13 protein-coding genes are annotated in these 14,851 nt (G+C 71.0%); 3 read left to right on the forward strand and 10 right to left on the reverse strand.

Features of this window, described 5'->3' with window-relative positions; genetic code table 11:
* Positions 1-14 precede the first annotated feature (14 nt).
* The 9 genes from ftsW to IM778_RS10090 all read right to left on the reverse strand — a co-directional run bounded on the left by ftsW (position 15) and on the right by IM778_RS10090 (position 9,906).
* Complete coding sequence (gene ftsW, locus IM778_RS10050; RefSeq protein WP_194408772.1) at positions 15-1,295, reverse strand: putative lipid II flippase FtsW; 1,281 nt, start codon at positions 1,293-1,295, stop codon at positions 15-17.
* Positions 1,252-2,823 carry a UDP-N-acetylmuramoyl-L-alanine--D-glutamate ligase gene (gene murD / locus IM778_RS10055; RefSeq protein WP_194408773.1) on the reverse strand — a complete coding sequence of 524 codons (1,572 nt, stop codon included), beginning with the start codon at positions 2,821-2,823 and terminating at the stop codon, positions 1,252-1,254. The genes ftsW and murD overlap by 44 nt, the downstream gene beginning before the upstream one ends.
* The gene (gene mraY, locus IM778_RS10060; RefSeq protein ID WP_194408774.1) at positions 2,820-3,932 is read right to left on the reverse strand and encodes a phospho-N-acetylmuramoyl-pentapeptide-transferase; all 1,113 of its coding nucleotides are present in this window, start codon (positions 3,930-3,932) and stop codon (positions 2,820-2,822) included. The genes murD and mraY overlap by 4 nt, the downstream gene beginning before the upstream one ends.
* Positions 3,929-5,344 carry a UDP-N-acetylmuramoyl-tripeptide--D-alanyl-D-alanine ligase gene (locus IM778_RS10065; protein ID WP_194408775.1) on the reverse strand — a complete coding sequence of 472 codons (1,416 nt, stop codon included), beginning with the start codon at positions 5,342-5,344 and terminating at the stop codon, positions 3,929-3,931. The genes mraY and IM778_RS10065 overlap by 4 nt, the downstream gene beginning before the upstream one ends.
* A gap of 24 nt (positions 5,345-5,368) precedes the next feature.
* Complete coding sequence (locus tag IM778_RS10070; protein WP_194408776.1) at positions 5,369-7,156, reverse strand: peptidoglycan D,D-transpeptidase FtsI family protein; 1,788 nt, start codon at positions 7,154-7,156, stop codon at positions 5,369-5,371.
* A gap of 61 nt (positions 7,157-7,217) precedes the next feature.
* A complete protein-coding gene (ftsL, locus tag IM778_RS10075; protein WP_194408777.1) occupies positions 7,218-7,826 on the reverse strand; it encodes a cell division protein FtsL in 609 nt (202 codons plus the stop codon).
* Complete coding sequence (gene rsmH, locus IM778_RS10080; protein ID WP_194408778.1) at positions 7,823-8,776, reverse strand: 16S rRNA (cytosine(1402)-N(4))-methyltransferase RsmH; 954 nt, start codon at positions 8,774-8,776, stop codon at positions 7,823-7,825. Before rsmH ends, ftsL begins: the two co-directional genes overlap by 4 nt.
* A gap of 123 nt (positions 8,777-8,899) precedes the next feature.
* A complete protein-coding gene (gene mraZ / locus IM778_RS10085; RefSeq protein WP_127819571.1) occupies positions 8,900-9,331 on the reverse strand; it encodes a division/cell wall cluster transcriptional repressor MraZ in 432 nt (143 codons plus the stop codon).
* 206 nt (positions 9,332-9,537) lie between these two features.
* Positions 9,538-9,906, reverse strand: a complete 369-nt coding sequence (locus IM778_RS10090; protein ID WP_194408779.1) for a DUF3040 domain-containing protein — start codon at positions 9,904-9,906, stop codon at positions 9,538-9,540.
* A gap of 82 nt (positions 9,907-9,988) precedes the next feature.
* On the opposite strand from IM778_RS10090, the gene IM778_RS10095 reads away from it, so the two are divergent.
* On the forward strand, positions 9,989-11,083 hold the full coding sequence (locus IM778_RS10095) for a polyprenyl synthetase family protein (protein ID WP_194408780.1): 1,095 nt from the start codon (positions 9,989-9,991) through the stop codon (positions 11,081-11,083).
* Between the two features lie 27 nt (positions 11,084-11,110).
* Here the strand turns inward: IM778_RS10095 and IM778_RS10100 are convergent, their stop codons facing one another.
* Positions 11,111-11,461 carry an Rv2175c family DNA-binding protein gene (locus IM778_RS10100; RefSeq protein ID WP_228484493.1) on the reverse strand — a complete coding sequence of 117 codons (351 nt, stop codon included), beginning with the start codon at positions 11,459-11,461 and terminating at the stop codon, positions 11,111-11,113.
* A 164-nt stretch (positions 11,462-11,625) separates the two neighbouring features.
* On the opposite strand from IM778_RS10100, the gene IM778_RS10105 reads away from it, so the two are divergent.
* Together IM778_RS10105 and pknB are read left to right on the forward strand one after the other, a co-directional pair.
* Positions 11,626-12,843 carry a lytic transglycosylase gene (locus IM778_RS10105; protein WP_228484494.1) on the forward strand — a complete coding sequence of 406 codons (1,218 nt, stop codon included), beginning with the start codon at positions 11,626-11,628 and terminating at the stop codon, positions 12,841-12,843.
* A gap of 82 nt (positions 12,844-12,925) precedes the next feature.
* Positions 12,926-14,851: a Stk1 family PASTA domain-containing Ser/Thr kinase gene (pknB, locus tag IM778_RS10110; protein ID WP_194408781.1), complete on the forward strand. Its 1,926-nt coding sequence runs from the start codon at positions 12,926-12,928 to the stop codon at positions 14,849-14,851.

A 14,851-nucleotide genomic window follows, 5' to 3' on the forward strand; every position in this document is an offset into this window, starting at 1 on the left:
CGGGGCGCCGGGGGTCAGCGGGGAGCCGGACGGGGTGCCGCACGACGACGGCGCGCGGCGGCCGCGTCGATCGACGCCTGACGCCGGGCGACGGCGTCGGGCAGAGTCCGGGTGAACGCCAGCAGCACGCCGGACGCCACCAGCACCGACAGCAGCGAGGTGCCGCCCTGCGACATGAACGGCAGCGGCACGCCCAGCACCGGGAACACCCGCAGCACCACACCGATGTTGATGAGCGCCTGCCCGACGACCCACACGGTGATGCCGCCCGCGGCGATGCGGACGAACGGGTCGTCGGTCTTGCGGATGACGTGGAACGCGCCGACCGCGTACAGCGCGAACAGCGTCAGCACCACGGCGCAGCCGATGAGACCGAGCTCCTCGCCCACCACCGCGAAGATGTAGTCGTTCGCGATCGCCGGGAGCCAGTCGTACTTCTCGCGGGAGTTGCCGAGCCCGAGCCCGAAGATCCCGCCGTTGGCGAGGCCCCAGATGCCGTGCAGCGGCTGGTAGCAGTCGTTGTAGTAGTCGTCGAGGCAGTTGGGGTTCAGGAAGCTCATGAACCGCCGCATGCGGTCGGGGCTCGTGACCGCGAGCACCGCGACCGCGGCCGCGGCGAGGATCGCGGGCAGCACGAAGATCCGGAGCTTGACGCCCGAGAAGTACAGGGCGCCGAGCACGAGCAGGACGAGCACCATCGCGGTGCCGAGGTCGTGCCCTGCGAGCACCGTCGCGATGGCCAGGCCCGCGACGGGCACGAGCGGGATGAACACGTGCTGCCACTTCGTCAGCAGCGTGCGCTTGCGGAACAGCACGAATGCCACCCACAGGGCGAGGCCGAGCTTGAGGAACTCCGACGGCTGCGCCTGGAAGCCGGCGATCACGATCCAGTTGCGGTTGCCGTCGCTGGCATTCCCGAGCGGCGTGAACACGAGCAGCTGGAACGCGACGCCGAAGATGAGCGCGGGCCACGCGATCCTCTTCCAGAACGACACCGGCAGCCGGCTCGCGATGAACATCAGCGGGACGCCGATCGCGGCGAACACCATCTGCTTCACCGCGGCGTCCCACGGCGCCTCGCCATCGGCGGTCGCAGTCGCCGACGTCGCCGAGAGCACCATCACCAGGCCGAAGACCGTCAGCAGCAGCGCCGTCGATGCGATGAGCAGGAACTCGCTGGGCACCGGGGCGAGGACGCGCCCGAGATTCACGCGCGCAGCGAGACCCCGGCCTCCTCGGCCCGGCTCGGGCTCAGTGCCCCCGGCGGGTCGGATCCGCGGCTGCGTCGTCGTCATCGCCCGCCCCCGTTCCGATCCGTTGCCTCACCGCCGCCGCGAATCTCTCGCCGCGGTCGGCGTAGGACGCGAACTGGTCGAAGGATGCCGCGGCGGGGGCGAGCAGTACGACGTCCCCGTCACGCGCCACCCCGGCCGCCAGCTCGACGACCCGCGCCATGACCTCTTCAGTCTCATCGGCGTCCACCTCGAACACCGGCACCGCGGGCGCGTGTCGTGAGAACGCCGACATCACGACCTCGCGCTCGGAGCCGATGACGATGGCGGCCTTCGCCTGTGCGCCGCGGCCCGCGACGAGGTCTGCGATGTCGACGCCCTTGAGGAGGCCGCCCACCACCCAGACGGCCCCGGGGTACGCGGCGAGCGACGAGGCGGCGGCGTGCGGGTTCGTCGCCTTGGAGTCGTCGACCCAGGTGATGCCCTCGTGCCGCGCGACGACCTCGATGCGGTGCGGGTCGAGACGGAAGCCGCGCAGCGCGTCGCGGATGGCGGCCGGCGCGACGTCGAGCGACCGCGCGAGTGCGGCGGCGGCGAGGATGTTCGAGACGATGTGCGGGGCGGCGAGGCCGAGCTGCTGGAGCTCCTCGACCGTCGTGAGCTCGAGGGCGCTGGTGCGGCGATCCTCGAGGAAGGCCCGGTCGACGACGAGACCCTCGACGACACCGAGATCACTGGGCCCCGGCACGCCCAGGTCGAAGCCGATGGCGCGCGCCCCCTCGACGACGTCGGCGTCCTCGACCATGCGCTGGGTCGCGGCATCCGACTTGTTGTAAACGCACGCGACGCGCGTGTTGTCGTACACGTGCGCCTTGGCCTCACGGTACGCCTCGAACGATCCGTGCCACTCGAGGTGGTCGTCGGCGAGGTTGAGGCACACCGCGGCGTGCGGCGACACCGGGGCGGGGCCTTCCTGCAGACCCAGATACCAGAGCTGATGGCTCGAGAGCTCGACGACGAGCGCGTCGAACCCGGCCGGATCGCGCACGGCGTCGAGCACCGGCGTGCCGATGTTCCCGACGGGCGCGGCGCGGAGCCCGCCCGCGACGAGCATCGTCGCGGCGAGGCGCGTCGTGGTGGTCTTGCCGTTCGTGCCGGTGACGAGGATCCAGTCCGCCGGCGTGCCGTCGGCGCGCACGACTTTGTCGCGCACGCGCCACGCGAGCTCGACGTCGCCCCAGAGCGCGATGCCGGCCTCGCGAGCCCACGCGACGAGCGGATGCCGGGGCGCGAACCCGGGCGAGGCCACCACGACATCGGGGTCGAAGCCTCGGAGCTCCTCGGGCACGGAGTCGAGGGGTCCGGTCCACAGCCGCGCGCCGATCACCGGCAGCAGGCGCGCGTACTCCTCATCGGCCCGCTCGGTCACGACGAGCACGTCGGCGCCGAGCTCTGCGAGCGTGTCGGCGACCGAGAATCCGGTGACCGACAGGCCGAGCACGGCGACGCGCAGGCCCTTCCAGTCCGCGTGCCAGCTGGTGAGCGAGTCGAGCCGGGAGCCGCCCGCTCCGTCGCCTGCGACCGCGCTCATGTCCGCGTCAGCCACTCGACGTAGAAGAACCCGACGCCGGACACTGCGAGAAGGCCGGCGATGATCCACATGCGCACCACGATGGTCACCTCGGACCACCCTCGCATCTCGAGGTGGTGGTGGAACGGGCTCATGAGGAAGAGCCGCTTGCCGCGGGTGACCTTGAAGTAGAGGCGCTGCAGGATGACCGATCCGGGGGCGATCACGAAGACGCCCGCGACGAGGACCGCGAGCAGCTCGGTGCGGGTCAGGATCGCCATGGCGGCGAGGACGCCGCCGATCGCCATGGAGCCGACGTCGCCCATGAAGACCTTCGCCTTCGGCGCGTTCCACCACAGGAAGCCGACGAGCGCGCCGACGAAGGATGCCGAGACGATGGCGAGGTCGAACGGGTCGCGGGTCGGGTAGCAGGCGGCCTTGGCCGCGGCGGCGGCCGCCTCGCTCCCCCAGCACGCCTGGTTGAACTGCCAGAACGCGATGAGGCTGTAGGCACCGGTGACGAAGATCGCCGCCCCTGCGGCGAGCCCGTCGAGGCCGTCGGTGACGTTGGTGCTGTTCGAGAAGGCCACGCCGATGAACGACACCCACGCGAGGTACAGGATCCAGCCCGCGATGGCACCGAACGCCATGAACGACAGGGCTTCGACGTCGCGGAAGACCGAGATGTACGGTGACGCCGGCGTCTCGCCGTACCGGTTCGGCAGGTTCAGCGCCACCACGCCGAACGGGACGGTGACCGCGATCTGCCCGACGACCTTGCGCCAGCCGCTCAGGCCCATGAATTTCTGCTGGCGCACCTTCATGTAGTCGTCGATGAATCCGACGACGCCGAGACCGACCATCATCCAGAGCACGAGCAGACCCGAGATGGTCGGCGGGTTGTTTCCGGTGTAGCCGCCCACGAGATAGCCGACGATCGTGCCGACGATGAAGATCGTGCCACCCATCGTGGGCGTGCCGCGCTTGGTCTGGTGGTTGGGGTTGCGGATGTCCTCCGGAGTGCGGATCACCTGCCCCCAGCCCCACTTGCGGAACAGCCGCAGGAAGACCGGCGTCAGGAAGAGCGTGAACGCCAGCGAGATCGCCGCCGCGGTCAGGAGTGATCTCACGAGAACGATTCTCCCAGACGATCGCCGAGGAACCGGAGCCCCACGGCGTTGGACGACTTCACCAGCACACGGTCGCCGTCGCGCAGCTCGCCGCGCAGGTACTCGAAGGCCTCATCGGCGGTCTCGAAGAAGACGGCCTCGTTGTCCCACGATCCCTGCGCCACGGCTTCGAGGTACATGCGGCGCGCCTCGGGTCCCACCACGACGATCCTCTGGATGCCGAGTCTGACTGCGAGCAGGCCCACGCGGTCGTGCTCCTCCTCGGCATGCTCGCCGAGCTCGGTCATGGCGCCGAGCACCGCGACGGTGCGCTCGCCCGGCTGCGCGATCTGGGCGAGCGTGCGCAGCGCGGCGGCCATCGAGTCGGGACTGGCGTTGTAGGCGTCGTTGATGATCCGCACGCGGTCCGATCCGAGCGGCTGCATACGCCAGCGCTCGGCGATCTCGACGGTCTCGAGGCGTGCGACGGCGTCGGCGAGCGAGACGCCGAGCGTCGTCGCCGCCGCGATGGCGGCGAGGGCGTTCATGACGTGGTGCTCGCCGAGCACCCGCAGTCGCAGCGGAGACGACTCGCCGTCGGCGGTGACCACGCAGGTGGTTCCGGATGCCGTGACCTCGACGTCGTCGGCGCGCACGTCGGTGGCCGCGGGGCCGCGCCCGAACCACCGCACCGCGGCATCGCGCTCCGCGGCGATCGGGGCCATCGAGGCCACGCGGGCGTCGTCCGCGTTGAGCACGGCGGTACCGCCCGAGTGCAGGGCCCGCACGAGCTCTGATTTGGCGTTCAAGGTCGCTTCGATGCCGCCGAATCCGGCGGCGTGCGCCATGCCGACCATCAGCACGACACCGACATCGGGCTCGACGAGTCCCGCGAGGCGTGCGATCTCACCGGGCGCGCTCGCACCGAACTCGCTCACGAGGAACCTCGTGCTCTCGGTGACCCGCAGCATCGTCAGGGGCGCGCCGACCTCGTTGTTGAACGAGGCCTTCGGCGCGACGGTCTCGCCTTCACCCTCGAGGATGCGGGCGAGCAGGTTCTTGGTGGTGGTCTTGCCGTTCGAGCCGGTGATCCCGACCACGCGCAGGTTCCCGCTCGCCTTCACCCGCGCGACGACCTCGCGCGCGAGGTCCGCGAGCGCGGCGACGGCGCTGGGCACCACGATCTGACTCACGGATGCCTCGACCGGCCGCTCGACGATCGCGAGGGCTGCGCCCTTCTCGACGGCGGCGTCGACGAACAGGTGCCCGTCGGTGTCTTCGCCGGGCTTGGCGACGAAGATGCCGCCCGGCTCGATGAGGCGTGAGTCGGTGTCGACGACGCCCGAGACGACCGTCTCGAGCGTGTCGTCGCCGGCCGGGCGCGCCTCGCCTGCGACGGCGTGGGCGATCTGGGCGATGGTGAGCGCGATCATGGGTCTCCGGCCGGTTCGGGGAGCTCACCCGAACTTGGGCAGCAGCTCCGGCGCCGTCGTCGAGGGCATGACGCGGTACGTCTTCAGCACCTGGGTCATGGCCCTCTGGAACGCGGTCGCGTTGGCCGCAGACGATGTTACCTTCGTCGGCTCGTCGAGGGTGACGACGACGACGTACTCGGGGTCCTCGACCGGAGCGAACCCGATCATCGTCGTGTAGTAGACGCCGGACTTGTATCCGCCGTTCACGAGGTCCGCCTTCTCACCGGTTCCCGTCTTGCCGCCGATCCGGTAGCCCGGGATCTCGACGGTGTCGGCGTAGGCGGCCTGGAGGAACACGTTCTCGAGCATCGAGCGCATCTGGGCCGACGTGCTCTCGCTGACGACACGCTCGGGCTTGCCGAGCTCGGGCGTGACGACCGTGCCATCGGGCTTCGTGCACGACTCGATGATCGACAGCGGCATCATCACGCCGTCGTTGACGATCGCGCCGTAGGCGCGCGCGAGCTCGGGCATGGTCGTCGTGAGGCCCTGCCCGAACGACGTGTTGTAGGTGGTCTGAGCGCCCCAATCCTCCACGGGGTGGAGGAGGCCGTTCGCCTCGCCCTGGTAGCCGGATCCGGTGCCCTGCCCGATGCCGAGGCGCGTGAAGTAGTCGTACCGCACCTCCGGGCTGACCTTCTCGCTGAACTTCGAGATGCCCGCGTTCGACGAGTCCATCAACACGCCGGCGAGCGTGTAGTCGTAGGCGGGGTGCTGGAACGCGTCCCGGACGCGCGCGCCGTTCGGGAAGTACTCCTGCCACGACGAGGTGACCGTCGACGTCGGCGTCTGCCCCCCGGCGTCGATGACCGTGGCGGCGGTGAGCGCCTTGAATGTCGAGCCGGGCTCGAACGTGCCGCGGAAGATCTCACTGGTGCGGTCGTCGGGCTCGGTCGCCTCGATGTCGTTGGGGTCGACCGTGGGGAACTCCGCGGCCGCGCGCACCTTCCCGGTCTTCACCTCGTAGACGAGGATCGAGCCGTGCTGGGCGGCCATGTTCTGGGTCTGCTCGGCGATCAGCTGCTGCAGGTACCAGTTCAGGTCGCGGTTGATCGTCAGCTGCAGCGTGCCGCCGTCGCTCGCGGGGATCTCGGTCTCGGTGCCGGGGATGACGACGCCGTCCTTGCCGCGCTGGTACGTGCGCTTGCCGTTGGTCGCCGACAGGCAGTCGTCCTGAGACTTCTCGAGACCTTCGAGGGCATCGCCGTCGACGCCGGTGAAGCCGACGAGGTTGCCGGCGACCGCGCCGTCCGGATACGCCCGGGCCGGATGCTGCGCGCAGGCGATATAGGGCGCTCCGAGGTCGGCGAGGGCGCGGAACTGCTCCGTCGAGAGGCTCTTCTTCAGGTACGCGAACTGCGAATCGGGGTTCTCGGCGAGAGCCGTCGCCACGATGCCGCGGACTTCTTCGGGCGTCTGCCCGGTGATCTCGGCGACGTCCTCCGAGACGTCCGCCCACAGCCGGGCGTCCGAGTCCCCCGCCAGCACGTCCGCGTCGATCTGCTTGATGAGCTTCGGCGACACCTGGCAGTCGTACCGCAGGATGCTGCCCGCGAGCGTCTGGCCGTTCTCGTCGACGATGGCGCCCCGGGCGCCGTACAGCGTCTGCGACCCCGCGAACGCGCGGTCCAGCGAGTCCTCGATGTGCTCGCCGGCGTTCACCACCTGGATGTCGACCAGCCGGACGATGAATCCTGCGAGCACCGCGAGGACGACGGCGAGTGCCACCACGGTACGGCGGCGCGGGGTTCGCGTGCTTCGTGTCGTCATGTCCGTCTCGGTGTCGTCTCGCTGTCTTGTCTGCAGGGGCGTCCGCGGCGCGGCGTCATGATCAGTGTGTGCTCGGGATGGGCAGTCCGTCGGTCAGGGGCGGCGGAGTGTTGACGACACCGCCGTCGACCGGTGTCTCGACGACCTCGGCCGGAAGTCCCCCGATCGTGGCGCCTTCCACGGTCACCAGCGGCGTGTTCGCGATGAGGGCGTTCGGCACCGACCCGCGCCCGATGGCGTCGATCGACGACGACCCCAGCGCGACCTCCGACGCGCCCAGGATCGCGCCGTCGCTGAGCCGCAGATAGCTCGGCGACTCGTCGACGACCATGCCGAGCGCGGCGGCGTTCGCCGCCAGGTACTGCGGAGAGCTGAGCCCGGCGACCTCGTCGTACAGGATCTGCTTCTGGTACGTCAGCTCGCTCTGCTTCGCGGTCAGGGCCGAGAGCTCGTACGAGCCCTGCGTCGTCATGATCGACAGGGCCATCTGGGCGCCTGCGATGAGGAAGGCGCCGAGCACGGCGATGATCCCGTACAGCAGCTTCGGCCGGCGGCGCGGCGCAGGAGCGTCGACGACGCGCAGGCGCCGGTGCGGGGCATCCGTCCGTTCCGGAGCGGCCGTGCCGGTGACGCGGGGGGCGGTCGGGAGCGCGTGGGCGATCGTGCTCATGCGTCCTCCCTCATCCGTTCGGCAGCGCGCAGACGCACCGGCGTCGCGCGCGGGTTGACCGCGCGCTCCTCGTCACCGGCGAGCTCGGCGCCCTTCACGAGCAGCCGGAAGCGCGGCGCGTGCTCGGGCAGCTCGACCGGCAGACCCCGGGGCGCCGTCGAGGCCGAGGCCTCGGCCAGTGCGCGCTTGACGAGGCGGTCTTCGAGGGACTGGTACGACAGCACGACGAGGCGCCCGCCGACGGGCAGGATGCCGAGCGCGGCGGGCACCGCGCGCTCGAGCACCGAGAGCTCGCGGTTGACCTCGATGCGAAGCGCCTGGAACACCCGCTTGGCCGGGTGCCCGGTGCGCTGCGCCGCGTACGGCGTGGCCGCGGAGAGGATTTCGACCAGCTGCCCGGAGCGCTCGATGGGAGCCTGTGCGCGCGCCGCGATGATGGCTCGCGCATAGCGTCCGGCGAGCTTCTCTTCGCCGTAGCGCTCGAAGATGCGCCGGAGATCGCCTTCGCCGTAGCTCGCGAGGATGTCGGCGGCAGTGGTCCCGCCGGTCTGGTCCATGCGCATGTCGAGCGGCGCGTCCTGCGCGTACGCGAAACCGCGCTCGGCCAAGTCGAGCTGGAGGGACGAGACGCCCAGGTCGAAGAGGATGCCGTCGGCGCGCTCGAATCCGGCCGAGGCCACGGCTTCGGCGATGCCGTCGTACACCGTGTGCACGAGCGTGACGCGGTCGGCGAACGGCGCGAGCCGCTCGCCGGCGATCCGCAGCGCGTCGGTGTCGCGGTCGAGCCCGATCAGGTGCAGGCGCGGGAAGCGCTCGAGGAACGCCTCGGAGTGCCCGGCCATGCCGAGCGTGGCATCGACGAAGACGGCGCCGTCGCGATCGAGCGCGGGGGTCAGCAGCTCGATGCAGCGCTCGAGGAGTACCGGGGTGTGGATGTCGCGCAGGTTCATGATGTCGGAGCCTCTGCGGCTGTCGTTCCCTCGGTCCTGATCCCCATCCGCTCTGACCTGGCACCGGGGAAGTGGCGTCAGGGCGTGAGCGGCTGGGAGTCGGGGCCGAGGGGCGGCAGCGCCTCAGAACAGGCCCGGGATCACCTCCTGCTCCAGCTCGGCGTATGTCTCTTCGTTGGCCGCGGCGTAGGTGTTCCACGTCTCGGCGTTCCAGATCTCGGCGTGGGCGCCCACGCCGGTGACGACGAGGTCGCGATCCAGGCCGGCGTATGCGCGCAGCGGAGGGGGGATCGTGATGCGGTTCTGGCTGTCGGGCTTCTCGGCGCTCGCGCCCGAGAGGAACATGCGCAGGAAGTCGCGGGCCTGCTTGTTGGCCAGCGGCGCCTCGCGGATGCGCTCGTGCACCCGCTCGAACTCCTGCGTGCTGAACACGTAGAGGCAGCGATCCTGTCCCCGGGTCACGACGACGCCCCCACCCAGGTCGTCGCGGAATTTCGCGGGGAGGATGACGCGACCTTTGTCGTCGAGCTTGGGAGTGTGCGTGCCCAAAAGCATCGGTACATCACTCCCCCTTCGTCCGGCCCCCCGGGATGTTCGCCACTTTACTCCACTCTCCTCCACTTTGCTACCACCATGCCGTCGGCTCTCTCCCCCAGGCCCCTCGGCATGCCCGCGCGCGCTTGGCGACGGGCGTTCGCAGGCACAAAAAAAGCACCGACCCGAAGGTCGGTGCTCAGTGAGGGGTCAGGCGGCGGTCGCGCTCAGCGCTCGCCCTGCCGCTTGTCCCAGCGGTCGTTCATGCGGTCCATGAACGAGGAGTTGCTCGCGGTCGCTTTCGGAGGCGGGTCGGAATCGACTCGGACGCGCCCGGGGCCGCGGCCGGGCGTGACGGCGAGGAGGACGCCGCCCAGCATGACGACGAATCCGATCACACCCACGACGATCAGCTGCTGCGAGACACCGACGATGAGACCGCCGAGGCCCACGAGCACGAGGATCGTGCCATAGACGATGTTGCGATAGCTCAGAGCGCGGCCGTCGCGGGGCGCGCTGACGACATCGGCGTCGTTGCGCATGAGATGGCGTTCCATCTCGTCCAGCAGGCGCTGCTCCTGTTCGGAGAGTGGCATGCATCCCCCTTTGTACTTCCGTCGGCCGTGTACGAGGCCGTGATCAAAGTCTACGCGTGCCGTAGATCACTAGGCTAGGCCCGTGTCCGCCTCCGCAGAGTCGATCGAAGCCATTTCCCAGCGAGTGGACATGTTCATCTCGGCGCAGCGCACCAGCGTGACGGACGCCGGAGCCGAGGCGGCCCGCTTCATCGAGGCCGCCGCTGCGGCGACCGCCGGGGGCAAACGGCTTCGCGGCCGGTTCTGCGTCGCCGGGTGGAGGGCTGTGGAGGAGGCATCCGGTCCCGCCGGCCCGCCGGTCGAGGCCGTGGTGACCGCGGCGGCCGCTCTCGAGGTCTTCCATGCCGCAGCCCTCGTCCACGACGATCTCATCGACAACTCCGACACGCGACGCGGCCGTCCGGCGGCGCACCGCTCGCTCGAAGCGGAGCATCGCGCGGCCGGCTGGCTCGGCGATCCGGCCGCCTTCGGCCGGTCGAGCGCGATCCTCCTGGGCGACCTGCTGGTCGCGTGGAGCGACGACCTGCTCGAACAGGGGCTGGCCGCACTGGATCCCGCACGCGCGGCCGCGGCGCGTGCGCACTACGGCGCGATGCGCCGCGAAGTCACCCTCGGACAGTTCCTCGACATCGCCGAGGAGTCCGCCTATGCGACCCAGCCCGACGACCGGCACGCCGAACGCGCCCTGCGCGTGGCGTCGTACAAGTCGGCGCGCTACAGCATCCAGCAGCCGCTGACCATCGGGGCGGCGGTGGCGGGGGCGGATGCCGCGCAGTCGGAGGCGCTCGAAGGTTTCGGACACCCGCTCGGCATGGCCTTCCAGCTGCGCGACGACGTGCTGGGGGTCTTCGGCGACGAGCGCGAGACCGGCAAGCCCGCGGGCGGCGACCTCCGCGAGGGCAAGCGCACGGTGCTCATCGCGTTCACGCGCGAGGCGTTGCCCGCCTCCGCGCGCCGCATCGTCGACGAACTGCTGGGCGACCCGTCGCTCGACGACGAGCAGATCGCGTCGCTGCAGCGGACGATCGCCGACTCGGGCGCCCTCGACCGCGTCGAGGAGTTGATCGCCGGCTATGTGCGCAAGGCCGACCGGGCTCTCTCGGGCGCGCGTCTCGGCCACGCCGCGGTCAGCGAGCTGCGCGACCTCGCGCGCGCGGCCACGGTTCGCACCACCTGACGCCGGCGCCGTCGCGGCGCCGCCTGTTCAGGCCAGCGTGCGCGCGACGCGACGGACTTCGCTCTTGCGGCCGGCTCGCAGCGCCTCGATCGGCGCGACCCCGATGGTGTCTTCGGGCGCGAGCAGCCAGTCGATCGTCTCGTCGTCGGTGAAGCCGGCGTCGTGCAGCGCGAAGACGGTGCCGCGCAACGACGAGAGCGGCTCGCCGTCGACGATGAAGACGGCGGGAACCTTGAGTGTGCCGTCCCGCCGCGAGCCGACGAGGTGCAGGTCGTCGAGGAGTCGGCGGACGCGTCCCAGCGGCTCGCCCAGCACCTCCACGAGCTCGGGCAGGGTGAGCCATTCGGTCTCGATGAGCGAGGCGTCGTCAGTGGTCACGACAGCAACTATTCCAGATCCACCCCGGACCGCGAGCCGCCGCCTGTCGGGGTTCGCCGGGATCCCGTTGTTCACTTCTGTCACTTCTGCACCGGGACATACCACCCGTTGACACCATTTCACTTCCGTGACACGGTTTTGGAGTCGACTGAGGGGGGAAACTCGTGCGACCAGTCCGCCACACCCATCGCGGGGCCCGGCCCCGCACCGCCCTGTCCGGGGTTCCGGTCGCCGTCGTCGGGTCGATCGCCCTCACGCTCTCGGCGACCCCGGCACACGCCGATCAGACCGACGCGTCCACGCGCGACACCGCGTCGCCCGCACTGCGCACGGCGAAGGCCGCGGCATCCGTCCCCGTCGCGTCGCAGACCGCCGCCGCACTCGCGGCGCGCCGAGGCCAGTCATCGGTACCGGCCACCCACACCGTGCAGCCGGGAGACACCGTGAGCGGGATCGCGAGCCGCTACGGCCTGAGCACCGCCGACGTGCTGGCGCTCAACGGGCTCGGCTGGCGCTCGGTGATCTATCCGGGCCAGGTGCTCGCCCTCACCGGCACCGCGGCCGCCGCGGCGCCGGGCCCTGCACCCGCGACGGCCCCCGCGGCCGGCGCGTACACCGTGCAGCGCGGCGACACCGTCAGCTCGATCGCCCAGCGCCACGGCCTCTCGACCGACGCGGTGCTCGCGGCGAACGGCCTCGGCTGGTCGTCCATCATCTACCCCGGGCAGACCATCGCGATCCCGGGTGCCGCAGCGCCCGCCGCCGCCGCTCCCGCGCCCGCGCCCGCGCCGAGCGCCGGCGCCAGCTACACCGTCGTCGCGGGCGACACGATCAGCGGCATCGCCCAGCGCCACGGCGTCTCGACCGACGCCGTGCTCGCCGCCAACGGGCTGAGCCGGTCATCGATCATCTACCCCGGGCAGACCATCGCGATCCCGCTCGCCGCGGTGCCGGCATCCGCTCCCACCGTTCCCGGACTCGATGCCGAGCAGGTCGCCAACGCGCAGCTGATCGTGCAGATCGGGCGGGAGCTCGGCGTTCCCGACCGCGGGATCGCGATCGCACTCGGCACCGCGATGCAGGAGTCGTGGATCCGCAACCTCGACTGGGGCGACCGCGACTCGCTCGGCCTCTTCCAGCAGCGCCCGAGCACCGGCTGGGGCACGGAGGCGGAGGTCCGCGACGCCGCCCGGTCCATCCGGGCGTTCTACGGCGGAGCGTCCGATCCGAACGGGGAGCGCACCCGCGGTCTGCTCGACATCCCGGGATGGCAGTCGATGTCGTTCGCGGATGCCGCGCAGGCCGTGCAGATCTCGGCGTACCCGGAGCGCTACGCGCAGTGGGAGGCTCCCGCCCACGCGTGGCTCGCGGCGCTCGGCTGACGCGGGTCACCGCCCGGTAACGGAACGGTCGCAGGGTGAGCCGCTCCGCGGGCTCGCAGGTGCACGTCCGTAGACTCTGAGCGTGAGCACGAGTCAGCAGACGGACCCGCTGATCGGCCGACTGGTCGACGGCCGGTACCGCGTGCGTGCTCGCATCGCCCGGGGCGGCATGGCCACGGTGTACGTCGCGACCGATCTGCGCCTCGAGCGCCGCGTCGCGCTCAAGGTCATGCACGGCCACCTCAGCGACGACACGGTGTTCCAGAGCCGCTTCATCCAGGAGGCGCGCGCTGCCGCACGCCTGGCCGATCCGCACGTCGTCAACGTGTTCGACCAGGGCCAGGACGGCGACATGGCGTACCTGGTCATGGAGTACCTCCCCGGCATCACCCTGCGCGAACTGCTCCGCGAGCAGCGGCGCCTCACCGTGCCGCAGGCCATCTCGATCCTCGACGCGGTGCTGTCGGGCCTGGCCGCGGCGCACAAGGCGGGCATCGTGCACCGCGACGTCAAGCCCGAGAACGTCCTGCTCGCCGAGGACGGCCGCATCAAGATCGGCGACTTCGGCCTCGCGCGAGCGACCACGGCCAACACCGCCTCTGGCGCCCAGCTGCTGGGGACCATCGCCTACCTCGCCCCCGAGCTCGTCACGCGCGGCACCGCCGACGCCCGCAGCGACATCTACGCGCTCGGCATCATGCTGTACGAGATGCTCACCGGCGAGCAGCCGTACAAGGGCGAGCAGCCCATGCAGATCGCGTTCCAGCACGCGACGGACTCGGTGCCGCGCCCGAGCGTCAAGAACCCGGGCGTGCCGGAGCCGCTGGACGAGCTGGTGCTGTGGGCGACCGAGCGCTCCCCCGACGAGCGGCCCACCGACGCCCGCGAGATGCTCGAGCGACTCCGTGAGATCGAGCGCGAACTGGGCGTCACGCCCGTCGTCACCCGGACCGGGCCGATCAGCGTCGTGCGCGACGACGCCGCCGCGACCGGCGAGCTCACCGCCGTGCTCCCGTCGGCCGCGACCGGCCCGACATCGGGGCTCGAGGAGGTCGACAACGCCACGCGCCTGCGCCGCGCGGTCAAGCGACGCCGCGCCAAGGGCGGGTGGCTCGTCGCCGCCGTGATCCTGCTCGCCGCGCTCGCCGCCGGTCTCGGCTGGTGGTTCGGCTCGGGGCCGGGGTCGATGGTGGTCGTCGCCGACGTCTCGGGGATGACGTTCGAGCAGGCGTCCGCCGAGCTCGAGCAGGACACGCTCGTCGCCGTGCGGCAGGAAGCCTCCAGCCTCGATGTGCCCGCGGGCGAAGTCATCAGCACCGACCCGGGACCCGGCACGCGCGTCGAGCGCGACAGCGAGGTGACGGTCGTGGTTTCGCTCGGCCCCGCCGAAGCGACGTTCCCGAAGCTCAACGGACTGACCGAGGAAGACGTCCGCGCGCAGCTGACCGCCCAGCACGTCGCCCCGGGCGAAAGCGCCTCGTACTACACCGACGGCCCCGCCGGCACGGTGGTGTACGTGGTCGTCCATCCGGCCGCCGGCGGCGACGACATCGAGTGCGGCGAGGGATGCACGGCCCGCCAGGGCGACACGGCCTCGCTCGGCGTCTCGCTCGGTCCGCTTCCGAGCGTCGTCGGAGAGCCCGTCGACGATGCGACCCGGATCCTCGCGGATGCCGGCATCTCCGTCGCGGGACAGACCGAGGAGTACAGCACCGACATCGCCGAGGGGGCGGTCATCCGCATGGCCGAGCGCGATCCCGCCGGCTGGTGGCGCGCGGGCGACAGCACCACCCTCACCGTCTCGCTCGGACCGCCGCCCATCGAGGTGCCCGACGTCGTCGGCGACAACCTGGCGGATGCCATGGCCGAGCTCGAAGAGGCCGGGTTCCGTCCGACCACCGTCGTGCCGCAGTTCGTGTGGGGCCTGTTCACGGTGGCGTCCACCGACCCTGAGGCCGGCACGACCCACCGGCGCGGCACCGAGGTTCGCGTGACGGCCGCCGGCTGA

The organism is Microbacterium cremeum (genome assembly GCF_015277855.1).
In the GTDB taxonomy this organism is placed as follows: domain Bacteria; phylum Actinomycetota; class Actinomycetes; order Actinomycetales; family Microbacteriaceae; genus Microbacterium; species Microbacterium cremeum.